This window comes from Streptomyces zingiberis (assembly GCF_012034935.1).
Classification (GTDB): Bacteria; Actinomycetota; Actinomycetes; order Streptomycetales; family Streptomycetaceae; genus Streptomyces; species Streptomyces zingiberis.
Genome location: NZ_JAATEN010000006.1, coordinates 271,346 through 294,460, shown reverse-complemented (window position 1 = coordinate 294,460; position 23,115 = coordinate 271,346). Strand labels below are relative to the sequence as shown.

The 23,115-nt window shown below is 74.7% G+C and carries 21 protein-coding genes and 1 pseudogene; 10 read left to right on the top strand and 12 right to left on the bottom strand.

From position 1 onward, the window contains the following. The first annotated feature begins 111 nt into the window (after positions 1-111). The 3 genes from HCK00_RS10675 to HCK00_RS10665 all read left to right on the top strand — a co-directional run bounded on the left by HCK00_RS10675 (position 112) and on the right by HCK00_RS10665 (position 3,532). Positions 112-1,752, top strand: a complete 1,641-nt coding sequence (locus tag HCK00_RS10675) for a S1C family serine protease (protein WP_168101574.1) — start codon at positions 112-114, stop codon at positions 1,750-1,752. A gap of 488 nt (positions 1,753-2,240) precedes the next feature. Next, positions 2,241-2,723, top strand: a complete 483-nt coding sequence (locus HCK00_RS10670) for a sec-independent translocase (protein WP_168101573.1) — start codon at positions 2,241-2,243, stop codon at positions 2,721-2,723. A 122-nt stretch (positions 2,724-2,845) separates the two neighbouring features. Continuing rightward, positions 2,846-3,532, top strand: a complete 687-nt coding sequence (locus tag HCK00_RS10665; protein WP_168101572.1) for a hypothetical protein — start codon at positions 2,846-2,848, stop codon at positions 3,530-3,532. Positions 3,533-3,815: 283 nt separating this feature from the next. On the opposite strand, the gene HCK00_RS10660 is transcribed toward HCK00_RS10665, so the two are convergent. From HCK00_RS10660 to HCK00_RS10650, 3 genes are all read right to left on the bottom strand, one after another. Then, entirely contained in the window at positions 3,816-4,976 is a 1,161-nt protein-coding gene (locus HCK00_RS10660) for an Mrp/NBP35 family ATP-binding protein (protein ID WP_168101571.1), read from the bottom strand. A gap of 133 nt (positions 4,977-5,109) precedes the next feature. Further along, a complete protein-coding gene (locus HCK00_RS10655; protein ID WP_168101570.1) occupies positions 5,110-5,619 on the bottom strand; it encodes a DUF1003 domain-containing protein in 510 nt (169 codons plus the stop codon). Next, entirely contained in the window at positions 5,616-6,902 is a 1,287-nt protein-coding gene (locus tag HCK00_RS10650; protein WP_168101569.1) for a magnesium transporter MgtE N-terminal domain-containing protein, read from the bottom strand. Before HCK00_RS10650 ends, HCK00_RS10655 begins: the two co-directional genes overlap by 4 nt. Before the next feature lie 363 nt (positions 6,903-7,265). Here HCK00_RS10650 and HCK00_RS10645 point away from each other — a divergent pair, with 363 nt between their 5' ends. Further along, positions 7,266-8,036, top strand: coding sequence for a hypothetical protein (locus HCK00_RS10645; RefSeq protein WP_311765249.1), 771 nt, complete (start codon positions 7,266-7,268; stop codon positions 8,034-8,036). A gap of 285 nt (positions 8,037-8,321) precedes the next feature. Here HCK00_RS10645 and HCK00_RS10640 read toward each other — a convergent pair whose 3' ends face one another. Together HCK00_RS10640 and HCK00_RS10635 are read right to left on the bottom strand one after the other, a co-directional pair. Further along, a complete protein-coding gene (locus HCK00_RS10640) occupies positions 8,322-8,825 on the bottom strand; it encodes a hypothetical protein (protein ID WP_168101637.1) in 504 nt (167 codons plus the stop codon). A gap of 161 nt (positions 8,826-8,986) precedes the next feature. Next, positions 8,987-10,111 carry a magnesium and cobalt transport protein CorA gene (locus tag HCK00_RS10635; protein ID WP_168101568.1) on the bottom strand — a complete coding sequence of 375 codons (1,125 nt, stop codon included), beginning with the start codon at positions 10,109-10,111 and terminating at the stop codon, positions 8,987-8,989. A gap of 694 nt (positions 10,112-10,805) precedes the next feature. Between HCK00_RS10635 and HCK00_RS10630 the strand changes: the two genes are divergently transcribed. From HCK00_RS10630 to HCK00_RS10610, 5 genes are all read left to right on the top strand, one after another. Continuing rightward, positions 10,806-11,429, top strand: a complete 624-nt coding sequence (locus tag HCK00_RS10630; protein WP_168101567.1) for a suppressor of fused domain protein — start codon at positions 10,806-10,808, stop codon at positions 11,427-11,429. A gap of 134 nt (positions 11,430-11,563) precedes the next feature. Then, positions 11,564-12,202: a DUF6758 family protein gene (locus HCK00_RS10625; RefSeq protein ID WP_168101566.1), complete on the top strand. Its 639-nt coding sequence runs from the start codon at positions 11,564-11,566 to the stop codon at positions 12,200-12,202. Between the two features lie 328 nt (positions 12,203-12,530). Next, positions 12,531-13,382: a PHP domain-containing protein gene (locus HCK00_RS10620; RefSeq protein ID WP_168101565.1), complete on the top strand. Its 852-nt coding sequence runs from the start codon at positions 12,531-12,533 to the stop codon at positions 13,380-13,382. 119 nt (positions 13,383-13,501) lie between these two features. Beyond that, positions 13,502-14,107 (top strand): MarC family protein, encoded by a 606-nt coding sequence (locus HCK00_RS10615; RefSeq protein ID WP_168101564.1) that lies wholly within the window; start codon positions 13,502-13,504, stop codon positions 14,105-14,107. 364 nt (positions 14,108-14,471) lie between these two features. After that, positions 14,472-15,173, top strand: coding sequence for a hypothetical protein (locus HCK00_RS10610; protein WP_168101563.1), 702 nt, complete (start codon positions 14,472-14,474; stop codon positions 15,171-15,173). A gap of 122 nt (positions 15,174-15,295) precedes the next feature. Here HCK00_RS10610 and HCK00_RS10605 read toward each other — a convergent pair whose 3' ends face one another. The 4 genes and pseudogenes from HCK00_RS10605 to HCK00_RS10590 form a co-directional block, all read right to left on the bottom strand. Continuing rightward, entirely contained in the window at positions 15,296-15,448 is a 153-nt protein-coding gene (locus tag HCK00_RS10605; protein ID WP_168101562.1) for a DUF8834 family protein, read from the bottom strand. A 442-nt stretch (positions 15,449-15,890) separates the two neighbouring features. Beyond that, positions 15,891-16,076, bottom strand: a pseudogene (locus tag HCK00_RS10600) (hypothetical protein); the annotation flags it as partial. 186 nt (positions 16,077-16,262) lie between these two features. Next, positions 16,263-17,282: an alpha/beta fold hydrolase gene (locus HCK00_RS10595; protein WP_168101561.1), complete on the bottom strand. Its 1,020-nt coding sequence runs from the start codon at positions 17,280-17,282 to the stop codon at positions 16,263-16,265. Positions 17,283-17,690: 408 nt separating this feature from the next. Further along, positions 17,691-19,289 carry a DEAD/DEAH box helicase gene (locus tag HCK00_RS10590; RefSeq protein ID WP_240965441.1) on the bottom strand — a complete coding sequence of 533 codons (1,599 nt, stop codon included), beginning with the start codon at positions 19,287-19,289 and terminating at the stop codon, positions 17,691-17,693. A gap of 696 nt (positions 19,290-19,985) precedes the next feature. On the opposite strand from HCK00_RS10590, the gene HCK00_RS10585 reads away from it, so the two are divergent. Then, positions 19,986-20,732: a ferritin-like fold-containing protein gene (locus HCK00_RS10585; RefSeq protein ID WP_168101560.1), complete on the top strand. Its 747-nt coding sequence runs from the start codon at positions 19,986-19,988 to the stop codon at positions 20,730-20,732. Positions 20,733-21,144: 412 nt separating this feature from the next. On the opposite strand, the gene HCK00_RS10580 is transcribed toward HCK00_RS10585, so the two are convergent. From HCK00_RS10580 to HCK00_RS10570, 3 genes are all read right to left on the bottom strand, one after another. Further along, positions 21,145-21,414 (bottom strand): hypothetical protein, encoded by a 270-nt coding sequence (locus tag HCK00_RS10580; RefSeq protein ID WP_311765248.1) that lies wholly within the window; start codon positions 21,412-21,414, stop codon positions 21,145-21,147. Between the two features lie 328 nt (positions 21,415-21,742). Further along, on the bottom strand, positions 21,743-21,970 hold the full coding sequence (locus tag HCK00_RS10575) for a DUF3107 domain-containing protein (protein ID WP_168101559.1): 228 nt from the start codon (positions 21,968-21,970) through the stop codon (positions 21,743-21,745). Positions 21,971-22,316: 346 nt separating this feature from the next. Then, positions 22,317-22,958, bottom strand: coding sequence for a TetR/AcrR family transcriptional regulator (locus HCK00_RS10570; protein ID WP_168101558.1), 642 nt, complete (start codon positions 22,956-22,958; stop codon positions 22,317-22,319). Positions 22,959-23,115: the final 157 nt, after the last annotated feature.

The window sequence follows — 23,115 nt, the reverse complement described above, 5'->3', positions numbered from 1 at the left end:
GAATCGCCGGGTGGACCGCGGCCTTCCCGGGGAACCGCCCGGCGGGCGCGGTCCAGGGGTGCGGGGCGGCCCGCGTCCCGCGAACGGACCGTGGGGAGAGCTGGGGAGAGCATGGACGACGGGAAGGCCACCGGAGCGCGGCCGCAGTGGTGGAGCCGGCCCCGGAGCGGCCCGGCACCCGACGGCGGCCCGGTGCCCGGTGGTGGCGCGGTGTCCCGCCCGGCCCCGGGACCGGCCGCCGACGCGCCGGACGACGCCGGTCCCGGTCCCGGCCCGGTCCCGTCGGTACCGCCGCAGCCGCCTCCGCCCCCGCCGCCGTCCTCACCTCCGCCCCCGCCGCCCGCCGCCCCGCCGCCCGCCGACCCGGGCCCGCCCGGCACTTCCCCGTCCACGGACTCCCCGTCCACGGACTCCCCGTCCACGGACTCCCCGTCCACGGACTCCCCGTCCGGCGACACTCCGTCCGGTGACTTCCCGTCCGGCGCTCCTTCCTCCGGCGCGCAGGGCGCGGAGCCGGGGGGCAAGTGGGGGCGCTACGACCCCTGGGCCGCGCCCGCCCCCGGTTCCCCGGACACCGCCCACCCGTCTCCGGGCGGTGCGTTCGCGCCGCTGGTGCCCCTGGAGGCGGCCCCCCGGCGGCGCGCTCCCTCCCGCTCCGCGCTGCTGGCCGGCGCGCTGCTGCTGGCCCTCGTGGCGGGCGGCATCGGCGGCGGCATCGGGGCGTATGTCGAGCGCAACGCCGGGGTGGTGGACGTCGAACTGGACCAGGCGCCCGCCGACGACCTGCCGCGGGCCGCGGGCAGCGTCGCCGGTATCGCCGAGGCCGCGCTGCCCGGGGTGGTGACCTTCCACGTCCGCGGTGGCGGCGCGGAAGGCACCGGCACCGGTTTCGTGCTCGACCGCCGTGGCCACATCCTCACCAACAACCACGTGGTGCAGGCCGCCGCCGGCGGCGGGGAGATCACGGTGACGTTCAGCGGGGGGAAGACCGCCGAGGCCGAGATCGTCGGCCGTGACGGCGGCTACGACCTCGCGGTGGTGCGCGTCTCCGGGGTACGGGGGTTGCAGCCGCTGAAGCTCGGCAACTCCGACTCCGTACGCGTCGGGGACCCGGTGGTGGCCATCGGTGCCCCCTACGACCTGGCCAACACCGTCACCTCGGGCATCATCAGCGCCAAGGAGCGCCCGATCACCTCCGGGGGAGGCCGGGACAGCGGCACCGATGTCAGCTATGTGGACGCCCTGCAAACCGACGCCCCCATCAACCCGGGCAACTCCGGCGGTCCGCTGATGGACCTGCGGGGCCGGGTGATCGGCATCAACAGCGCGATCCGGGCCGCGGACGACGAGACCGGGCTCGGCGACGGCCGGGGCGGGTCCATCGGGCTCGGCTTCGCCATCCCCGTCAACCAGGGCAAGCGGGTGGCCGAGGAACTCATCAACACCGGCCGGGCGACCCATCCCGTGATAGGCGTCACCCTGGACATGCGCTACACCGGCACGGGCGCCCGGGTGGGCGCCGACTCCGAGGCCCACCCCGCGGTCACCCCGGACGGGCCCGGCGACCGGGCCGGTATCCGCGCCGGCGACGTGATCACCGAGGTGAACGGCGCCCGGGTGCGGAACGGGGAGGAGCTGATCGTGAAGATCCGCTCCCACCGGCCGGGTGACCAGCTGGAGCTCACCCTGGAACGGAAGGGCCGGGAGCGCACCCTGAATCTGACCCTCGGCTCGGCGAGCGACGGCGAGTAAGGCCCCGGCGGCGGCGCGGGGCGGAGCCCCGGGGGTGATCGGCGGTGACGCGGGCGAGCGGGGCATGTGAGCGGGAGCACGCGGGCAGTGGCCTCCACGGCGCCGGCCGCCCGTCATGGCCCGCCCCCGGCCCGTCGCGGCCCGCCTCAGGCCCGTCGCGGCCAGGCTCCGCCCGTCGCACCGGCCCCGCCTCACGGTAGGAGGACACGCGCCGTGGGACCGCCCCCGGAAACGCTCCGGAACGGCGGGGCCGGCCGGGGTGGCGCGGTGGCCGTCCGCCGCGCGACCGCCTCCCCGCACGGCACCGGAGGTCCCGGCCCGGGGTCCGCGCGCCGGGCACGCGCGCGCCCGTCCCCGGTGGTCAGGGGCGGTACCGCCCACCGGGGGGTGCCGGGTACCGTGGAGCGGGCCCGACCACCTCGTCGGCACCGCCGGCGGGGGAGACCTCATCCACCCCCGGGCCGCCGGACGTATCGAGGAGCCACACGGTGTTCAACGACATAGGCGCGCTGGAGCTCGTGACGCTGGTGATCCTCGCGGTGCTCATCTTCGGCCCGGACAAGCTGCCCAAGGTCATACAGGACGTCTCGGCCTTCATCCGCAAGATCCGTGACTTCTCCGAGAACGCCAAGGCGGACATCCGCAACGAACTCGGCCCGGAGTTCAAGGACTTCGAGTTCGAGGACCTCAACCCCAAGACCTTCGTCCGCAAGCAGCTCCTGGAGAACGACGACCTCGGCGTCAAGGAGCTGCGCAGCAGCTTCGACCTCCGCAAGGAGATGAACGAGGTGGCGGACGCCGTCAACGGCCGGGACAGCGGCTCCGACGGAGGCTCCCCCCTCACGGGGAGCGGGTCCCGGGTCTCCTTCGACAAGACGCCGGACGGCGCGGGCGGCGGCTCCGACCCGCTGCGCAAGCCCGACCGGCTGGCGCCCGGTGAGCGTCCGCCGTACGACGTGGACGCCACCTGAACCAGCCATATGTCCGAACGCGCCGACCGGTGTGGTTATCCTCCCAGTGTCCGGGGTCGTCCCCGGGCGGACCGCTCCCCGGGGACGGGACGGCGACGGGGTAACGAGGAGGCACCGCGCAGATGGAGACCACCGGTGTGACCGGGACGCAGGAGGCGCCCCAGGAGCCGAGCCCCGGACCACCGGGCGGAACGGCCCCGGACGCGCTCGCGGGCGATCCGGCGGCGGAGGGCTATCTGCGGGCCGACTTCCCCTGGTACGGGCTCGACGCGGCGTTCACCGGCCCCCGCTGGCTGTGCCGGGTGGGCACCGCCGCCGACGGCACCGTCGAGCACGGCTCCACCGGGCACGGTGAGGTCCCGTCCTACGCGGGCACCGAGGCGGAGGGGTCCGAACCGCGCTTCACCGTCGTGGTGACCGTCGCCGACCGCCCCGTGCGGAGCAGCGCCGACGGCACCGGCACCCTGGAGGCCAGCTCGGTCTCCTCGGCCGCCTGGCTCGCCGGCTCGGGGCTGCTCTCCCGCACCTGGCCGAACCAGATGGAGCACTCCCTCCGCGACGACTGGCTGGAACAGCAGACCGCGCTGGCCTGGGAGCTGGCCGACGATCTGGAGGGCCCCGCCTGGTCGGTGCTCTCCCTGCCGGTGGACGGGACCCTGGTGCCCTTCCACTACCGCGAGTCCGAGTACGGCTGGGTGCTGGCCGGCCGCGCGCCGGACGGCGTGCTCCTGGGCGCCTACGGGCGCGGCATGAGCGCCTACGGCCTCGGCTTCTCGGTGATCGGCGACCTCACCGCCTACGCCCGCTGACCGGTCGCCGCGGCGTGCGGCGGGGCCCGGCCGGGACCGCATCGGCGGCGGGCCGGTCCGCCCGGCCGGGGTGGGAGCCGCGAGCCTCGCCTTCCGTGCACGTCTCGCACCCGGTGCGGCTCCCCGGCCGCTCCCTCGCCTCGCCCGAACCGGCGCCGGCCCCGTGCCGGCCGTGACGGCCGTGACGGGGTCAGGCCGCGGGACCCCGCTCAGGCCGGCCCCGGCCCGGCGGGGCGCCCCCGGCGCCGGGCCGGCCCGGTATCCGGCCCGCCCGGCGCGTGGCTCAGAACTTGTTCCGCGGGGTGATCCCGAGCGACATCCCCGACAGCCCGCGCCGGCGGCCGCCGAGCTTGCCCGCGATGGCGCGGAGCGCGCTGCCCGCGGGGGAGTCCGGGTCGCTGAGCACCACGGGCCGCCCCTCGTCCCCGCCCTCGCGGAGCCGCAGGTCGATCGGGATGGCGCCGAGCACGGGCACATGGGCGCCGGTGGTCCGGGTCAGCCCCTCGGCGACCCGCTCGCCGCCGCCGCTGCCGAAGACGTCCACCATGTCCCCGCAGTGCGGGCACGGCATGCCCGACATGTTCTCCACCACGCCGACGATCTTCTGGTGCGTCTGGACGGCGATGGAGCCGGCCCGCTCCGCGACCTCGGCCGCCGCCTGCTGCGGGGTGGTGACCACGAGGATCTCCGCGCCCGGCACGAGCTGGGCCACGGAGATCGCGATGTCCCCGGTGCCCGGTGGCAGGTCGAGCAGGAGGACGTCGAGGTCGCCCCAGAAGACGTCGGACAGGAACTGCTGGAGCGCGCGGTGCAGCATGGGCCCGCGCCACACCACGGGGGCGTTGCCCGGGGTGAACATGCCGATCGAGATGACCTTCACGCCGTTCGCCGAGGGCGGCATGATCATGTCCTCGACCTGGGTGGGACGGCCGTCCGCACCGAGCATCCGGGGCACCGAGTGGCCGTAGATGTCGGCGTCGACGACCCCGACCTTCAGCCCGTCGGCGGCCATCGCCGCGGCGAGGTTGACCGTCACCGAGGACTTGCCGACGCCGCCCTTGCCGGAGGCCACCGCGTAGACCCGGGTCAGCGAGCCCGGCTTGGCGAACGGCACCTCGCGCTCGGCCTTGCCGCCGCGGAGCGCGGTGGCCAGTTCCCGGCGCTGCTCGTCGGACATGACGTCGAGCTCGACGGTGACCCCCGTGACGCCCTCGACGGCGGAGACGGCCGCGGTGACGTCACGCGTGATCGTGTCCCGCATCGGGCAGCCGGCCACCGTCAGGTACACGACGACCGCGACCGACCCCCCGGCGTCGATCTCCACCGACTTGACCATCCCGAGATCGGTGATGGGGCGGTGGATCTCCGGGTCGTTCACCGTCGCGAGGGCGGCGTGGACCGCGTCCTTCGAGGGCGGCGGTACGGGGGGAGTGTCGGTAGCCATACCGTCGATGGTACGGCGCCCGCCGCGGCGCCGGGACGGGCGGGCCGGGCCGTCCGGCGCGGGGTCGCGGCGGCCCTCACGACCCGCGGGAAGGGCCCGCGGGGGGCTCCGCCGGAAGGCCGGCGGTGCCGGGTCAGCGGCTCTCGCCGGAGGGTTCGGCGGCGAGCCGGCGGTCCTCCATCTCCTTGAGGAGGTCCTGGAACTCGGAGCGGATCCAGTCCCGGGTGGCGACCTCGCCGAGGCCCAGCCGCAGGGCGGCGATCTCCCGGGTCAGGTACTCCGTGTCGGCGATGCTGCGCTCGTTCTGCTTGCGGTCCTGTTCGAGGTTGACCCGGTCGCGGTCGTCCTGCCGGTTCTGGGCGAGCAGGATCAGCGGCGCCGCGTAGGAGGCCTGGAGGGAGAGCGCCAGCGTCAGGAAGATGAAGGGGTAGCGGTCGAACCGCAGATGCGCCGGCGCCGTGGTGTTCCACACCACCCAGAGGATGATGACCACCGTCATCCAGACGATGAACCGGCCGGTGCCCAGGAACCGGGCGATCCTCTCGGAGACCCGGCCGAACGCCTCGGGGTCGTACTCGGGCAGCAGGCTGCGCCGGGGCGCCCGCGGCTGGTCCAGGCGGGTCCGTTCGGTGGTGGTGCTCATGAGGCTCCTCCGGGCATGGTCCGCACGCCCACCGGGCCCTCGAACTCCCGCTGCCGCCAGTCCTCCGGCAGCAGATGGTCGAGGACGTCGTCCACGGTGACGGCGCCCAGCAGGGAACCGCTCTCGTCGACCACCGGGGCGGCGACCAGGTTGTAGGTGGCGAGAAAGCTGGTGACCTCGGGCAGGGGCGTCCCGGGGCGCAGCGGCTGGAGGTCCCGGTCGACGATCGCGCCGACCAGCGTGAACGGCGGGTCCCGGAGCAGCCGCTGGAAGTGCACGGTCCCGAGGAACTTGCCGGTGGGCGTCTCGTCCGGCGGGCGCGTGACGTACACCTGGGCGGCCAGGGCGGGGGAGAGGTCCTGGACGCGGACCCGGGCGAGCGCCTGGGCGACGGTGGCGTCCGGGCGGAGCACGATGGGCTCGGTGGTCATCAGGCCGCCCGCCGTGTGCTCCTCGTAGGACATCAGCCGGCGGACGCCGGCCGCCTCTTGCGGGCGCATCAGCTCCAGCAGCCGGTCCCGGTCCTCCTCGGGCAGCTCGGAGAGGAGGTCCGCGGCGTCGTCCGGGTCCATGGCCTCCAGGACGTCGGCGGCGCGCTCCTCCTGGAGCTTGCCGAGGATCTCCACCCGGTCGTCCTCGGGGAGTTCCTCCAGGATGTCGGCGAGCCGGTCGTCGTCGAGCGCCGCGGCGACCTCCGCCCGGCGCTTGGGGGAGAGGTGGTGGAGGACGTTGGCCAGGTCCGCGGCGCGCAGCTGTTCGAAGGTGGCCAGCAGGTTGGCGGCGCCCTGCCCGTGCTCCTCCAGGGAGAAGCCGGTGACGGCCGACCAGTCGACGGTCAGCGTCTCGCCGCGCCGCCGGAGCGGGCCGCCCCGGCCCCGGCGGAGGAAGACCTTGTCGATCTCCCAGTCGCGGCGCGCCGGGAGCTGGATGATGCCCACGTCCAGCACCGTCACGTCCTCGCCCGTCTCCACCAGGCGCACCCGCCGGTCGAGCAGCTCCCCGAGGACCAGGGTCTCCGTCTCCCGCTGCTCGAAGCGGCGCATGTTGACCACGCCGGTCGTGATCACCTGGCCCGACTCGACCCCCGTCACCCGCGTCATCGGGATGAAGATCCGCCGCCGGCTGACCACCTCGACGACCAGACCGACCAGCCGTGGCGGGCGGTTCCCGACCCGCAGCATGGCGACGAGGTCCCGGACCCGCCCCACCTGGTCGCCGGCCGGGTCGAAGACCGGCACCCCGGCGAGGTGCGAGACGAAGACCCGTGGCGTGGACGACGCCATGGCAGGCTCCTTCCGTCGGGTTCCATCGGATTCCATCGGGTTCCATCGGGTTCTGCCGAGTTCCACCGTGGTCCGCCGTGTCCTGCGGGTTTCCGGTATCCCGGTTTTCCCTGGGATTCCACGGTCTTCCGCGGCATTCCACAGCCTTCCACCGACTTACACCGGCTTGTGCCGTCTTCAGCCGGCTTCTCTCGGCTTCTGCGGGGAAACGCGCTGATGACGGGTTCAGGCTAACGTGCCCCGCCCGCCTCCGCCGTGGCGGTGCCGGGGTGCCCGGGCGGCCGGGCGGGGAGCCCGTCCGGCACCGGTACGCTGCCGTCCAGTTCCCCCGCACCCAGCCCGCGAGCAGGAGGCCCCGCCGCCGTGACAGCGCACCCGAGGAACCCGGTCACCGCTCTCCGCACCCGTCGCGCGGTGCCCGTGGCCGTGCTGCTGCTGGGGGTCGCCGCGGGCGGGTTGACGGGCTGTTCGGAGGAGCCGGAGGACCCGGACGCGGGCACCAACGGGGTCGGCCGCCTCACCGCCGGGAAGATCGAGAAGAAGGCGCGGCAGGAGGTGGGGGCGGCCCAGGCGGTGCGGCTCTCGGGCAACCTGGTCAGCAAGGGGCGGACCTACGAACTCGACATGCGGCTCCGGAAGGACGGCGGCAGCGGCCGGGTCACCAGCGGCTCCTCCACCTTCGAACTCCTGCGGGTGGAGAAGGACCTCTATCTCAAGGCCGGCGCGGAGTTCTGGAAGAGCCAGTCGAAGAACCCCGGCACGGCGGACAGCGAGGCGGCGGGCAAGCTCGACGACAAGTACGTCAAGGTGCCCGCCACGGACCCCTCCTACCAGCGGCTCAGCGGCTTCACCGATATGGGCCTGCTGCTCGACGGCGTGCTCGCGCTGCACGGCGACCGTTCGAAGGGGGACTACACGGAGGTCGACGGCGTCCGCGCGATACGGGTGGCCGGCGGCGGCGGCACGGGCGGCACCCTCGACGTCGCCCTGGAGGGCAAGCCGTATCCGCTGCGGTTCCGGCGCGCCGGGGACGCGGGGGTCATCCGGCTCACGGACTGGAACAAGGAGTTCGGGCTCAAGGCCCCGGAGAAGGACGACGTCGTGGACTACGGGCAGAAGATCAACACCGGCTGACGGGGGCGGCCGGCCGGGGCGCGGGTTCCTCCGGAGGGAGGGCCGGGCTGTGGGCCGGGGACTGTCTGCGGTGTGGCGCCCGGTTTTCGGCGCGGGTCCCTTGGTGACCGGGCCCCGGCCGCGCTGCGCGCCGGCGCCCGGCCCGCGGGTCAGCGCAGCCGGGCCCGGGGCGGGCCCGAACGGGCGGTCCGCCCACCCGTCCGTGCGCGTACGGTCCGCCCCCGTTCCGCGCGCGCCGGAACGTTGCGTACACGCGTTCGGCGCGCCGGGACGTCCCACGCCCCGTCAGCGGGCCCGGCGCCCGCGCAGCAGCAGTTTCGGCAGGGACCCGGGGGCGCGGTCCCGGGTGGTGGCGGGGGTGGGCAGCGGGGCCGCCGCGAGGGAGCCGTCGGGCAGCGGTTCCGTACCGCCGGCCGGGGTCAGCCGCAGGACCCGGCACTCCCGGGCCCACCGCTCGGCGATCCGCTCCGCGTCGGGCGCGTTCAGCCGCTTCCCCTTCAGTTCGGCCACGGTCTCCGCCCACTCCTCCGAACCGGGGGCGGGTTCGCGGACCAGGGTGGTGAAGGAGACCAGCCGGCCGCCCTTGTCCTTGCTGCGCGCCGTCACCGTGGCCCGTGCGCCGTCGGCCAGGCCCAGACCGGCGAAGGGCTGCTCGTCCGGGCCGTCACCCACCAGGCAGACCGCGCCCGCGTGCCACACGTGCCACAGGGCGCGCGCGGGCCCCTCCGGGCCGCGCACCCAGACCAGCGCGGACTTCTTCGCGGCCTCCTCGACGACCGCGCGCTCCATCGGGCCGGGCGCCGTCCGCGCCCCGCCGTCCGGCCCCGTCGCCCCGGCTCGCCCCTGCGTGCTCGTCATGGCGTCAGCCTACGCAGCCGCCGCGGGCGCGGTCACGGGGAGGCGGCGGCGGGAGGCGGCGGGAGGCGGCGGGCGGCGGCCCGTGCGACCGGTCAGAGCCAGCCGTTCCGCTTGAACAGGCGGGACATGGTGAAACAGATGGTGACGATGGTCGCCATGACCGTGGGGTAGCCGTACTGCCAGTGGAGTTCCGGCATGTTCTCGAAGTTCATCCCGTAGACACCGCAGATCATGGTGGGCACGGCGATGATGGCCGCCCAGGCCGTGATCTTGCGCATGTCCTCGTTCTGCGCGACCGTCGCCTGCGCCAGGTTGGCCTGGAGGATCGAGTTGAGCAGGTCGTCGAAGGAGACCACCTGTTCGGTGACGCGCGCCAGGTGGTCGGCCACGTCCCGGAAGTACGCCTGGATCTCCGGGTCGATCATCCGCATCGGCCGCTCGCTCAGCAGCTGCATCGGCCGCAGCAGCGGGGACACGGCGCGCTTGAACTCCAGCACCTCCCGCTTGAGCTGGTAGATGCGTCCCGCGTCGCCGCCCCGCGCCGCGCCGCGCCGCCCGGAGCCGGGCCCGGAGCTGAAGACGTCGATCTCGACCTCGTCGATGTCGTCCTGCACGGCGTCCGCCACCGCGATGTAGCCGTCGACGGTCTGGTCGGCGATGGCGTGCAGCACCGCCGAGGGGCCCTTGACCAGCAGCTCCGGGTCGTCCTCCAGCCGCTGCCGGAGGGAGCGCAGCGAGCCGTGGCCGCCGTGCCGGACCGTCACCACGAAGTCCCGGCCGGTGAAGCACATCACCTCGCCGGTCTCCACGACCTCGCTGGTGGCGGTGAGCTGGGCGTGCTTCACGTAGTGGATGGTCTTGAAGACGGTGAAGAGGGTGTCGTCGTACCGCTCCAGCTTGGGCCGCTGGTGGGCGTGGACGGCGTCCTCCACGGCCAGCGGGTGCAGCTCGAACTCCCGGGCGATCCCGGCCAGTTCGTCCTCGGAGGGCTCGTGCAGGCCGATCCACACGAAGCCGCCCTCGGCGCGCGCCTTGCGGACGGCCTCCGCCGGGGAGAGCGTCCCCCGGCAGCGGCGGCCGTCCTGGTAGACGGCACAGTCCACCACGGAGCTGGGCGCGGCGGGACGGAGCGCGGTGGCCGCGTAGGTGTGGGCCTTGCGGGGCAGGTGGCGGAGCGACGGGCGGACCGCCGCTCGCAGGTCACGGATCATCGACATGGCGGGCTCCTTCGCGGGCCGGCCACCGGCGGACGGGCAGCACTGCCGGAAATGAGGGCGTACGGCGGTGTCGCTTGCCGTACGTCCGCAAAGCGGGCGGTGCCACGCGGTGCGCGCGGCGGACGGCGGATCACAGGGGCGAAAAGGGGGTGAAGCGGAAATGCCAAGCCCTTCCGCCAGGCAGCGGGGCCCTCGCGGTGACGTACTCCGGGTGCCCTCGGGGGCGCGGGGAGAATCTCTGGGACCGGCCGATGATTACCGCGTGAAACGGTGGGGTAGGCCAGGCTCAGATCGCGGGAAACGGCCGCGGAGTGGCAGCGGCGGAAGAGCTGCCGGTACTGCACGGTCGACTGGGATCCATCGCAGCCCCACCTCCTCCGGCCGGTCCCCCGTGGGGGAAGCACCGATTCGCGGCGAGCGCCGCGAAGCCGACATCCTGCTGTCCGTCTGGCCGAGCTCGGGACGGGGCTGTCATGCACACACGTCCTGGCCGGTCGCCAAGCGTAGCAGTCGTACGGGATGCCCGGACGCACGCCGCTCCGCGCGGTGTTCCACCGCGGTTCACCCCCCATCGCCGCGCGCCCGGAAGCGGGCCCCGGTGTCCGCCCGGTTCCCCGGGCCCGGCCCCTGGCCGTCGCCGCGGGAGCCCGGCCGGGTTCCCGCCGCTTCCGCCGGTGGATCTATGCTCGCCCTCATGTCCCGCCCCACCGATGTCCTCTCCCCGGTCGAAGCCCGGCTGACCTCGGCGCTGGGCGAACCGGACGCCCGCGCCGCGGTCACCTTCCTGGGCGCGGACCGGATCGAAGTGCTCCGCTTCCGCGGTGCCGGCCCCGCCGGCCCCCTCGGGGCCGCCGGTCTGGTGCGCTACGCCACGCTCGGGATGTCCGCGCACCCGATGACCGACCCGGCCGACGTGGTGGCCGATCCCGTCCGGGGTCCGCGGGCCGAGCTGCTGCTCTCCGTGCGCGCCGGGCTCGCCGACACCGACCAGGTGTTCCGTTCCCTCGCCGTCCTGGCCGCCTCCCCGCAGGTCGAGGGCGTGGTGATCGCCCCCGGCGGGTCGCTCGACCTCGGCGGGCCGCTGTGGCCGGGTGCCCCCTTCGGCTCCGTCCTGGTCGCCGGGGCCGGTGGTCTCGTGCCGGACCTGGAACTGGACGAGCCGATGGAGCCCGTCCGCTTCCTCCCCCTGCTGCCGATGACCGCCAACGAGGCCGCCTGGAAGCGTGTGCACGGCGCGGCCGCGCTGGAGGAGCGGTGGCTCGCGCACGGCACGGACCTGCGGGATCCGCTGCGCGCCGGCGTCCCCCTGAGCGATTGAGCGCCCCGTGGCGGAGACCGCCGAACCGGCCCACGACCTGCGCGGCATATGCGTCCGGTCCTTTCCGGATATCCCGCCCCCGGTCGGGTGATCGTCCTTGACGCGGCGGGTGCCGGGGAGGACCGTGGGTCCCTATGAGGGGTGAACCGAGTTGCCCGAAGTGTGGTGGCAGGGTCCGGGCGCCCGGCCTCTTCGCGGACACCTGGCAGTGCGATGTGCACGGCACGGTCCATCCCTTGCAGCCGGTCGTCCCGCCCAGCGTCGAGGCGCTCACCGTCGTGGTGAAGCGCGCCGAGGTCCCGGTGTGGATGCCCTGGCCGCTGCCGGTCGGCTGGCTGTTCACCGGCATCTCCTGCGCGGGTGACGACCGCAGCGGCGGCCGCGCCACCGCCGTCGCCTGCTCCGGACCCGGCCCGCTCGGCGGTATGGGCGAACTCCTGCTGATCGCCGAGGAACTCGGGGTGGGCCTCGGCGCGCGGCACGCGGGCATCGACGGCCCCGATCCCGGACCGGGGCTGAGCGTCGACCGCCCGCCGGACGTCAAGCTGCACGCCGCCGGCCGGCCCACCCCCCTCTGGCACGTGGAGGGCGTCCCTCCGGACCGCGCCGTCTTCGCCGGAGAGGCCTGCGGCATGTGGCTGTGGGCGGTCGTCTGGCCCGAGCAGACCGGACTGCTGATGTACGACGAACTGGTCCTCACCGACCTGCGGGACGCGGGGGCCGAGGTGGACCTGCTGCCCTGCGGGGCGCTCTCGCCGCGGCTGATCTCCTGAGCCGGTCTCCTGAGCCGGTCTCCCGGTTCGGTGCCCGGACGGCGGGCCCGGCGTCCGGCGGCCGGGCCGTCCGTCGCCCCGTGGCGGAACCCGGTGCGGCTCCGTGACACCGGCCGCACGCGGTGGGGCGTGCGGGCGCCGCGCCGGCCGGCCCGCCGTAAGGGCCCACCACGAGGCGGTGGGCCCGGGGAGCGCCACCCGGCCGTGCGGCCCGGGTACGGCCGTGGCGCACCGCCCGCCGGTCCGGGCCGGACGCCCTCGGGGGCACGGCCCGGGCCCCGATAGACTGGAGCGTCCCCGTCCGTATCCGTCGCTGGGAGTCCGTGCCGTGCGCATAGACCTGCACACCCATTCGACGGCTTCGGACGGCACCGACACCCCGGCCGAGCTGGTGCGCAACGCCGCCGCGGCCGGGCTGGACGTCGTCGCGCTCACCGATCACGACACCGTGCGCGGTCACACCGCCGCGGCCGGGGCGCTCCCCGCCGGGCTGACGCTGGTCCCCGGCGCCGAGCTCTCCTGCCGGGCGGACGGCATCGGGCTGCATCTGCTGGCGTACCTCTTCGACCCGGCCGAGCCGGAACTGGAGCGGGAGCGGGAACTGGTCCGGGACGGCCGGGTGCCCCGGGCCCGGGCCATGGTGGGCAAGCTCCGGGAGCTGGGCGTCCCGATCACCTGGGAACAGGTCGAGCGGATCGCCGGGGACGGCTCGGTGGGCCGTCCGCACCTGGCCACGGCCCTGGTGGAGCTGGGCGTCGTCCCGGATGTGTCCGCCGCCTTCACCCCCGACTGGCTGGCGGACGGCGGCCGGGCGGACGTCGCCAAGCACGAGTTCGACCCCGTGACGGCCGTCCGGCTGGTCCGCCGCGCCGGGGGCGTCACCGTCCTCGCCCATCCGCTGGCGGCGCGGCGCGGTCCCTGCGTCTCCGAGGAGTACGTCGCCGAGCTGGCGGCCGCCGGCCTCGACGGCATCGAGGCCGACCACATGGACCACGACCCCGCCGACCGGGACCGGGTGCGCTCGCTCGCCGCCGGGCTGGGGCTGCTCGTCACCGGGTCCAGCGACTACCACGGCAGCCGCAAGAGCTGCCGGCTGGGGGAGTACACCACCGACCCGGAGGTCTACGCGGAACTCGTCCGCCGGGCCACCGGAGCCGTTCCGGTACCCGGCGCCGGCTGATCCCGGCACCGCCGGGGAACGGCGGGAGGCGACCGGCCCGCGGCCGCGCACTCTCCCCCCGCCCCCACACCCCCTTCCCTTCTTTCTCCGCACGTTCTCTTCTCTCGCAAGGCAGCACTGTGTTCGACGTCGCTCTGTTCGGGTCCGTTTTTGTCACTCTTTTTGTGATCATGGATCCGCCCGGTATCACTCCGATCTTCCTCGCGCTCACCTCCGGCCGTGCGGTCAAGGTGCAGCGCCGGATGGCGTTGCAGGCGGTGTTCGTGGCCTTCGGCGTCATCGCCGTGTTCGCCGTCTTCGGCCAGCAGATCCTGGACTACCTGCATGTCTCCGTCCCGGCGCTGATGGTCGCGGGCGGGCTGCTGCTGTTGCTGATCGCGCTCGACCTGCTCACCGGCAAGACCGACGAGCCCTCCCAGACGAAGGACGTCAATGTGGCGCTCGTCCCGCTCGGGATGCCGCTGCTGGCCGGGCCCGGCGCGATCGTCACCGTGATCCTGGCCGTGCGTGAGGCGGACGGGCTCGGGGGGCAGCTCTCCGTCTGGACCGCCATCCTTGCCATGCATCTGGTGTTGTGGCTGGTCATGCGCTACTCGCTGCTGATCATTCGCGTGATCAAGGACGGCGGGGTCGTCCTCGTCACCCGGTTGTCCGGCATGCTGCTCTCCGCCATCGCGGTGCAGCAGATCGCGAACGGCGTCCTGCAGTTCATCCAGGAGGCCTGACCGGGCTCCCCGCGGCGCCCGGGGCCGGACGCGCCCCCGGCGCGGGGTGCCTCGTGGCTGTTTCCGTCGCGTGGGCGGGTGTTCCACCGGGTGGATGAGAGCGGCATCAGAAGACGCCGGGTGCGGAGCGAATTCGATATTCCGGCCGTTCGCCGGCGGGGCGGGCCCCGGAATCCTTGCGGTTATTTCTCTTGTTATTCGCTGCGCTGGGCGCATTTCTTCTCCGGTGGATAGTGTGACGTCACCGGAGGGGGAATCCGATGAACTCCGGCGGGTGGAACGGCGGTACCGGAATGTCGTGCGATCCTTGCGGATCTCCCGGCCGCAATTTCGCCTGGAAAGCCCTGGCCGAACTGGAGAAGACATGGCCACACATGATTCCGTACCGATGGACCGCCTCGTGCTCGGCAGGGCGATCGACGAGGTGGGAGGCGAACCGCTCCCGATCGACCCGAAGGTGCCCGACCACCTGAGCCGGCTGTTCGACGACTGCGACGCGCAACTCCGGCGGGTCCGCCTGGTCGAGCAGCACGACGGGCAGGCGGCCCGGACGGCACTGGCGGCGGCCGGCGCCCCCGTGGACGCGGAGATCACCTACGACCCGAACCATTCGCACGGGAAGAAATTCACCCAGGACCGGCCGTTCCGGACCGCCTGCCTCCTCCATGAACTCATGCATGTGATCGTGAGCAGGAAATACAGCCGGCCGGCCGGTGCCGCCGGGGACGCCCGGCTGATCAATTTCCATTACGCCGCGGACGGCGAGGTCGGGCACCAGGCCCGGATCGTCGACTCCAACTTCGAAAGGCTCGTCACCACCGTGCGGCAGGACAGGAACCTCACGGGTGAACAGCGCGGGCATGTGATCGACCGTCTGGAGAATTACGCCATGGCCCAGGCGACCGTGCACAACGAGACCGTGGTGCTCGACCTTCTCGTGTACCTGAAACTGCTGCGTGTCTCCCCGGGGAGTGCGACCTTCGCCCATCTGACCCGCCTCTCCGAGGAGGCTCTGGAACGCAGGGAAGAGGGTGGCCCCGGGATGCACGTGCGCCTGGTGACCTGAGCGGCGGAACCGGTTCCCGGGGTGAACGTGCCGCGCCCCCGTACGCGTCGGGCGTACGGGGGCGCGGCCGGCCGGTTCAGGGGGCGCTGCGGCCGGAGCCGCCGGTGGCACCCCGCCGGGCGTTACGAGGCGGAGGGTTCGGCAGGCCGGATGTAGAGACGGCGGCCGGTGGCCGCCGCTTCCCGGACGATCCGGCTGACCGCGGCGGCGTCCACCACGGTGCTTTCCGTGGCGCGGCCGTCGATGTCGTCGAGGTGCATGATCTGGAAGCGCAAGCGCCTCTCCCTTCGTGATCCTCCTGCGGAGAACTGGTGGCACGGGGATACGGGGGCGAGCCCGCACCGGTTCACGGCGGGTGATCCCGCCGTGCCGTGGTGTGAGGGGGCGGGTGCAGGGCGACGGCCCCGACCGTGAGGTCAGGCGGCCCACCTGCCCCCTTCACTCATGCAACGGGGTGGGTGGTGCAAACATTCCCTACGCTAAGGAAATTTTTCGGTCCCCTAAAGAGTGATACCGGCCACCTTGCGGCTCGCTGGCCGATACACCGCAGGGGCGCCGTCGCCCACCGGAGCCGGAAGGCCCTCACCGGGCGGCCGCGGCGCCACGGGGGAGGGCCGGGCGGCGGGCGGCAGAGGAGGACCGGACGGACGCCGGGAGCAGCCCGCGCCCCCGTCCCGGGGGCCGGCCCACGCCGTGAGCGAGTGATCCGGACAAGCGTCACAGGGGCGGCGAACCCTGGCCCGTCCCCGCCCCCGCCCCCGTCCAGGGGCCCAGGGCGAACCGCTCACCGTCCCGTCGTACCTCCAGCGCCCCCGCGCCGCCGAAGTGCGCGGGAACGAGCAGCTCCCGCTCCCCGGCCGCCCGCCCGGGAATCCGGCGGCCGGTGGCCACCTGCTCCGGCGCCGGGGGACACCCGTGCGCCGATACGGCATGCGTGCCGACGGTGGGCCGGCCGCCGCCCGGGTGTCCCCCTGGTGCGTACGGCCGCATCCGCGTGACGGGCCCCGGCCGGTCGTGGCACCCCCTGCCGCCCGCCGTGCCGGTGGGAGCTCCACACCGGGACCGGGCGGATGGCCGCGGGCCTCGTGCTCAGCCGGTCACCGAGGCCCAGAACCCGGCCAGGGCCCGTGCCGTCTCCCGGGGACGCTCGGCGTTCGGCGAGTGCTCGGCACCCTCCACGACGGTCCGGTGCGCCCCGAGAAGGACCGCCATCCGCTCCATCTCCGGGACCGGCCAGGCGTGGTCGACCGTGCCGGAGAGCACGTGCAGCGGGAGCCCGAGGGAGACCAGATCCGCCACCCGGTCCGGCTCGGCGATCAGCTGCCGCCCGGTCGCGATCAGTTGTTCGGGGACGGTCGCCATCCAGCGGCGGTGGAGGAAGGCGGCGATCGGATCCGGTACCTGCGGGGTGTCCGCGATGTCGGCCACCTCCGGGGTGCCGGCAGCGCCGTTCACCACCCCGGCGGCCGCCCGGGCGTCCATCTCGCGCATCGCCTGCCACACGGATTCCATGTCCATCACGCGCAACGCGTCGATCAGCAGCTTCGTCCGGGCCTGCTGGGCCGCGGCGATCGCCCCGGGGCCCGAGCTCATCAGGGTGAGGGAGGCGAAGGGCCGGGCGTCCAGCAGGACGGCCGCCCGGCTGATCAGCCCGCCCAGGGAGTGCCCCAGCAGATGCAGCGGCGCGGGCGCCCCGGACCGGCCGGACCCGCCTGCCGCGCCGCCCGCGCCGTCCTCCGGTGCGCCGGTTCGGGCCGCGTGATCGGCCCCGCCCGCCCCGCCTGTCTCCGCAGCGACCGCGGCGGCCTGGGCGAGTACGTCATGGGCCAGCTCCGCCTGGGTGTACGCCGCCTCGTCGCGGGGGCCCCCGGTCTCGTGCTGTCCCCGGCCGTCCACCGCCACCACCCGGAAACCGGCCCCCGCCAGCGGCTCCAGCAGTGCGATGAAGTCCTCCTTGCTCCCGGTGTACCCCGGGACCAGCAGCGCCGTGCCGCGGACCGCCGTGCCCGGCGGCGGTACCGCCTCGTGGACGGCGAAGTCGCCACGCGCGGTGGCGAGTCGGCGGGCCCGTGCGCACACGGGCAGGGTGAGGATCGGCGGCCGGCTCATGCCCCCGAGGCTATCGGGCTCCGCCGGCGGGGGACCGGCCGAGCCGTGGCCGCCCGTCGGCCCGCCCCGGACGAGGAGCCGGACGAGGAGCCGGGCGGGGGATCGGGGTCCTGCCGGGCGCCCCCGTTCCGACGGCCCACCGCGGGTCCGGGGCCGGGCCCGGCGGGGGCACGGCACGGCTCTCCACGCTCCGCCGGCGGTGCGGAGGCCCGGCGCGTGCCCAGGCCCATCAGCCCATCAGCCGGGCGCGGGCACGCGCCACGGGGCCGCACGGGATGGGCCGGACCGCCGGGCGGGCGGCCGGCAGGACGGGCACCCGGGCGCCCGTCCTGCCGGAAACACCGCGGCCCGGCCCGCCGTGAGGCGGAACCGGGCCTCGGTGGTGGGGCGCCGGACCGGCGCCCCGGGTCAGCTCTCCGAGGACGGGGCGGAGCGGGAGGCCGAGCCCCCGCGGGTGCGGCGACGGCGGCGCGGCTTGGCCTCGCCCGGCGCGGAGTCACCCGCGTCCGCGCCGTGCGGCGCGGCCGTCTCCGGCTGTGCGGCGGTGCCCGACGCGCCGTCCTGGTGCGCCGGGGCGGAGGCCCGGGTGCGCCGGCGGCGGCGCGGGGTCCGCGCCGCGGTGGCACTCTCGGCCCCGGCCTCGCCGTGGTCCGGCGCGCCGCCCTCGGCGGGGGCCGCCGGTTCCCCGGCGGGCGCGGCGTCACCGACCGGCTCGCCGCCCCGCGTGCGGCGGCGGGAGCGCTCGGGGCGCGTCCGCCGCGGGCGCTCGGCCTGCTCGGCCGGGGCGCTCCGGCCACCGCGCCGGCCGCGGCCCCCGGTCTCCCCGAGGTCCTCGATCTCCTCGGCGCCCAGCCCGGCCCGGGTCCGCTCGGCGCGCGGCAGCACGCCCGTGGTGCCCTCGGGGATGTCGAGCTGCTCGTAGAGGTGCGCGGAGGTGGAGTAGGTCTCCTCCGGGTCGTCGAAGGCCAGGTCCAGCGCCTTGTTGATCAGCTTCCAGCGCGGGATGTCGTCCCAGTCGACCAGGGTGACGGCGGTGCCCGTCCGGCCCGCCCGGCCGGTGCGGCCGATGCGGTGCAGGTAGGTCTTCTCGTCCTCCGGGGACTGGTAGTTCACGACATGGGTGACGTTCTCCACGTCGATACCGCGCGCCGCCACGTCGGTGCAGACGAGAACGTCCACCTTGCCGTTGCGGAAGGCGCGCAGCGCCTGCTCGCGCGCCCCCTGGCCGAGGTCGCCGTGGACGGCGCCGGACGCGAAGCCGCGGCGGGCGAGCTGGTCGGCGATGTCGGCGGCGGTCCGCTTGGTGCGGCAGAAGATCATCGCCAGTCCGCGGCCCCGCGCCTGGAGGATGCGGGCGACCAGCTCCGGCTTGTCCATGGAGTGCGCGCGGAAGACGAACTGCCGCGTGGCCGCCACGGTCTGGCCCTCGTCGTCCGGCATGGCGGCCCGGATGTGCGTGGGCTGCGACATGTAGCGCCGGGCCAGCGAGATGACCTGGCCGGGCATGGTGGCCGAGAACAGCATGGTCTGCCGCTTGGCCGGCAGCAGCTGGATGATCCGCTCGACGTCCGGCAGGAAGCCCAGGTCGAGCATCTCGTCGGCCTCGTCCAGGACGAGCGCGCGCACCGCGGAGAGGTCCAGCTTGCGCTGGCCCGCGAGGTCGAGCAGCCGGCCCGGGGTGCCGACGATCACGTCGACGCCCTTCCTCAACGCCTCGACCTGCGGTTCGTAGGCCCGCCCGCCGTAGATGGCGGTGACCCGGACGTTGCGGACCTTGCCCGCCGTCAGCAGGTCGTTGGTGACCTGCTGGCAGAGCTCGCGGGTGGGGACGACCACGAGCGCCTGCGGGGTGTCGGTGAGCTGCTCGGGCGTCGCGCGGCCCGCCTCGATGTCGGCGGGCACGGTGACCCGCTCCAGGATGGGCAGGCCGAAGCCGAGCGTCTTGCCGGTGCCCGTCTTGGCCTGGCCGATGACATCGGAGCCGGAGAGGGCGACGGGGAGGGTCATCTCCTGGATGGGGAACGGATGAGTGATGCCGACGGCCTCCAGGGCCTCGGCGGTCTCGGGAAGGATCCCGATCTCTCGGAACGTAGTCAGGGTCTTGCCTCTTCTGTGAGACGCGACACGAGGCGGCGGAGGGGGTCAGTACCGCGCCCGGTCGTCGCCCGGTCACCGGGACCGGCCGGACGGCGCGGGACCACTGCCTCCGCATCGCGCGCTCGCGTCACGAGCGGTTCCCTCATGTGCGGACCGTGCCGGAGCACGTACCGCGGGGAGGGCGGTCGGGGTTGGAAGCCGATCGGACCACCGACCGGGCATCCGCTGGGGTGCTGAGGAAGGTGCCTCAGGTGACTCCACATGCGACGGACTCCTGGGGAGGACTCCACATGCCGTACAAGCCGTACATGCCGCGCGGCCGGCGCACGTTCCGTCTGCCGGAACCGCCGCGCACGCGCGTATGCCGTGCAACCGGGACATGCTCCGCACGCCGTGTGATCGACGCGTGGGCCGCATGTCCTGCGACCGACGCACGCTCCGCATGTACCTGCGCCGCATGCGACGGACCCGCCGGTGTCCGGCGGGCGCAATACCACTGTACCCCGGAATCGCGCATTTGTGTTGGGCCCGGGCGGTACGGGCGGCGCCGGGGCCCCGCGGGCGGCGCCCACCGGCCCCGCCGGAGCCCCGGCCGGGCGGGCTATTGTGCGCTGCATGGAGACCCCCGAGGAGACCACTGACCCTGCCGAGCAGCACCCCGGGATCGCCGCCCGGACCTGGGCCGAGGCATCCGCCGACCCCCAGTACCGGGCCGCCGTGGTGGACCTGCTCGGCGCCCTGGCGTACGGCGAGCTCGCCGCCTTCGAGCGGCTCGCGGAGGACGCCAAACTGGCGCCGACCGTGGAGGACAAGGCGGAGCTCGCGAAGATGGCCTCCGCCGAGTTCCACCACTTCGAGCGGTTGCGGGACCGGCTGTCGGCCGTCGACGCCGAGCCGACGGCCGCGATGGAGCCCTTCGCGGCCGCCCTGGACGGCTTCCACCGGCAGACCGCGCCCTCCGACTGGCTGGAAGGACTGGTCAAGGCCTACGTCGGGGACTCCATCGCCAGCGATTTCTACCGGGAGGTCGCCGCCCGGCTGGACTCCGACACCCGCGAGCTGGTGCTCCAGGTGCTGGACGACACCGGGCACGCGAGCTTCGCCGTGGAGAAGGTGCGCGCCGCCATCGAGGCCGACCCGCGGGTGGGCGGCCGGCTGGCGCTCTGGGCCCGGCGGCTGATGGGTGAGGCGCTCAGCCAGGCCCAGCGCGTGGTCGCCGAGCGTGACGCCCTCTCCACCATGCTGGTGGGCGGTCTGGGGGAGGGCTTCGACCTGGCGGAGGTCGGCCGGATGTTCTCCCGGATCACCGAGGCGCACACCAAGCGGATGGGCGCCCTGGGGCTCTCCGCCTGAGCCGGGCCGCCTGAGCCGGGCCGCCTGAGCCGGAGCCCGGCTGCCGCGCCGGTGACACCGGTGGGCGGGCCGGAGGACGGACACCGGCGGACCGGCCGGAGAAGGGCGAGGACCCGCCGGGACCCGGAGGCCGGCGCAGCCGCCCTCGGGATGGTGCGGAGCCGCCCTCGGGATGGTGCGGAGCCGGCCCGGGATGGTGCGGAGCCGGCCCGGGATGGTGCGGAGCCGGCCGCGCGGATGACCGCGGGGCCGGATCGGCCGTGAGGAGAGCCCGCCCCGGGCGGTGCGCGCCGGCCGGGCCGTCCTGGCCGGTGGGGCCCGGGGGAGACCGGACCGGCCGGCGGTCATGCCCGTGCCGGTACCGGGTGCGTACGGGCGCCCGGTCCGGTGGACGCGGCGGGTTCGCCGCCGGTCAGACCGGGGCCGAGCGGCGCAGGCCCGGCCCCCGGCGGATCAGCAGGGACAGCAGCGCGACGCCGAGGACGAGGGCGCCCACGAGGCCCGCCGCCGCGTGGCCGGGCCCCGTCACCGCGCGGGTGAGCAGCCAGCCGAAGAGCGCGGCGGCCGGGCCGGTGGCGTACACCAGCGGCGAGGCCGGGAGCCTCCCGGACAGCCACCGCACACCGGCGGCGGCCACGGCGAGGCCGAGCAGGACCGATCCCAGGGCTTCCCACAGCATCATCGCGACCTCCCGTGGTTCCCACTGCTCCCGCGGCGCTGCGCGGTCGGCGGACGGCCGGTGCCGGTCCGACAGCGACGTACCCACGGCATTCGCCGGGTAATCCTCCTGCGGGCAGGGCAGGGCAGGGCAGGGCAGGGCAGGGCAGGGCAGGGCAGGGCAGGGCAGGGCAGGGCAGGGCAGGGCAGGGGCCGGGGCCGGGGGGAGCGGACGGCCGGGAGTGGGGGATGGGGATGAGGGAACGCCGCCCGGCGCCCGGCCGGACAGGCGAAGGCCCCGTGGCCGGATGATCCGGGCCACGGGGCCTCGACGTCGGGCTGGCGCCCACGCCTCACAGGGTGCCGAAGCCCACCTTGCGCGCCGTCGGCTCACCGATCTCCACATAAGCGAGCTTCTCCGCCGGCACCAGGACCTTGCGGCCGTGCTCGTCGTCGAGCGTCAGCAGCTGTGCCTTGCCGGCGAGCGCGTCGGCCACCCTGCGCTCGACCTCGTCGGCAGTCTGCGCGCTCTCGACGACGATCTCGCGTGGCGTGTGCTGCACGCCGATCTTGACCTCCACGGGTGTGTCCCTCCGACGTTCCGGTTCCCCGGGCGGTACCGGCTCCGGGGAGAGGCTGCGCGGCCTGCCGCGCGGTACGCGGCAAGCCTAGCCCGGTGAACGGCCCGTACTCCTGTGCGGCCGCACGCTTGCGGCGAACACGGGTCCGGGCACCGGCCGGTGTGGGGCCGGGTGCCGCGCACACTCCTGCTCCCGTCCGGTGCCGCCCGGCGGCCGCCGTCCGCCCCGGCCCGCCGCCCACCGGCCCGCGGGCGGGGGAGCCCGTGGTGGGGTGACCCGTCACCGTCCCGTCCGCGGCCGGCCGCCGCGCCGCGGGTGAGCGGCCGGGCGGCCGGTGCGGGGCGGGTCAGTCCTGCGGGTTCGTGCCGTGCAGCGGGAACCCCGCGATGCCGCGCCAGGAGAGGGAGGAGATCAGCCGGGCCGCGGCGTCCCGCGGCACCTGCCGGCCCGAGGCGAGCCAGTAGCGCGCGGTGATCTGCGCCATGCCGCACATGCCGACGGCGAGCAGCATGGCCTCCTCCGCCGGGAGGTCGGTGTCCTCGGCGATGACCTCGCTGACCGCCTTGGCGCTCTCCAGGCTGACGCGCTCCACGCGCTCGGCGACGGCCGGCTCGTTGGTGAGGTCCGACTCGAACACCAGCCGGAACGCGCCGCCCTCGGTCTCGACGTACGCGAAGTACGCGTCGATGGTCGCGGCCACCCGCAGCTTGTTGTCGCTGGTCGACGCCAGCGCCGCGCGGACCGCCTCCAGCAGGGCCTCGCAGTGCTGGTCCAGCAGCGCCAGGTACAGATCGAGCTTGCCCGGGAAGTGCTGGTAGAGCACGGGCTTGCTCACCCCCGCCCGCTCGGCGATGTCATCCATCGCGGCGGCGTGGTAGCCCTGGGCCACGAAGACCTCCTGGGCCGCTCCCAGCAGCTGGTTACGACGGGCCCGGCGCGGCAGGCGCGTGCCGCGCGGGCGCGCCTCGGTCTGCTCGATGGCTGTCACGCCGCCTCCCAAGAATCGTTCGCTGCGCGGTGGGCCGCGCCGGCCCGCCGCGCCGCCATCGTACTTTCGGGTAACCGAGCTGTGCGCGGTGACGGCCGACAAATTCTCCGGCATCCCCGGCTTTCCCGGCTTTCCCGCCAGGACTCCGGCACGACGG

Coding starts and splice junctions, on each gene's coding strand:
- HCK00_RS10675 (WP_168101574.1), top strand. CDS start 112: ATGGACGACGGGAAGGCCACCGGAGCGCGGCCGCAGTGGTGGAGCCGG.
- HCK00_RS10665 (WP_168101572.1), top strand. CDS start 2,846: ATGGAGACCACCGGTGTGACCGGGACGCAGGAGGCGCCCCAGGAGCCG.
- HCK00_RS10660 (WP_168101571.1), bottom strand. CDS start 4,976: ATGGCTACCGACACTCCCCCCGTACCGCCGCCCTCGAAGGACGCGGTC.
- HCK00_RS10655 (WP_168101570.1), bottom strand. CDS start 5,619: ATGAGCACCACCACCGAACGGACCCGCCTGGACCAGCCGCGGGCGCCC.
- HCK00_RS10650 (WP_168101569.1), bottom strand. CDS start 6,902: ATGGCGTCGTCCACGCCACGGGTCTTCGTCTCGCACCTCGCCGGGGTG.
- HCK00_RS10640 (WP_168101637.1), bottom strand. CDS start 8,825: ATGGAGCGCGCGGTCGTCGAGGAGGCCGCGAAGAAGTCCGCGCTGGTC.
- HCK00_RS10635 (WP_168101568.1), bottom strand. CDS start 10,111: ATGTCGATGATCCGTGACCTGCGAGCGGCGGTCCGCCCGTCGCTCCGC.
- HCK00_RS10630 (WP_168101567.1), top strand. CDS start 10,806: ATGTCCCGCCCCACCGATGTCCTCTCCCCGGTCGAAGCCCGGCTGACC.
- HCK00_RS10625 (WP_168101566.1), top strand. CDS start 11,564: ATGAGGGGTGAACCGAGTTGCCCGAAGTGTGGTGGCAGGGTCCGGGCG.
- HCK00_RS10610 (WP_168101563.1), top strand. CDS start 14,472: ATGGCCACACATGATTCCGTACCGATGGACCGCCTCGTGCTCGGCAGG.
- HCK00_RS10595 (WP_168101561.1), bottom strand. CDS start 17,282: ATGAGCCGGCCGCCGATCCTCACCCTGCCCGTGTGCGCACGGGCCCGC.
- HCK00_RS10590 (WP_240965441.1), bottom strand. CDS start 19,289: ATGACCCTCCCCGTCGCCCTCTCCGGCTCCGATGTCATCGGCCAGGCC.
- HCK00_RS10580 (WP_311765248.1), bottom strand. CDS start 21,414: ATGATGCTGTGGGAAGCCCTGGGATCGGTCCTGCTCGGCCTCGCCGTG.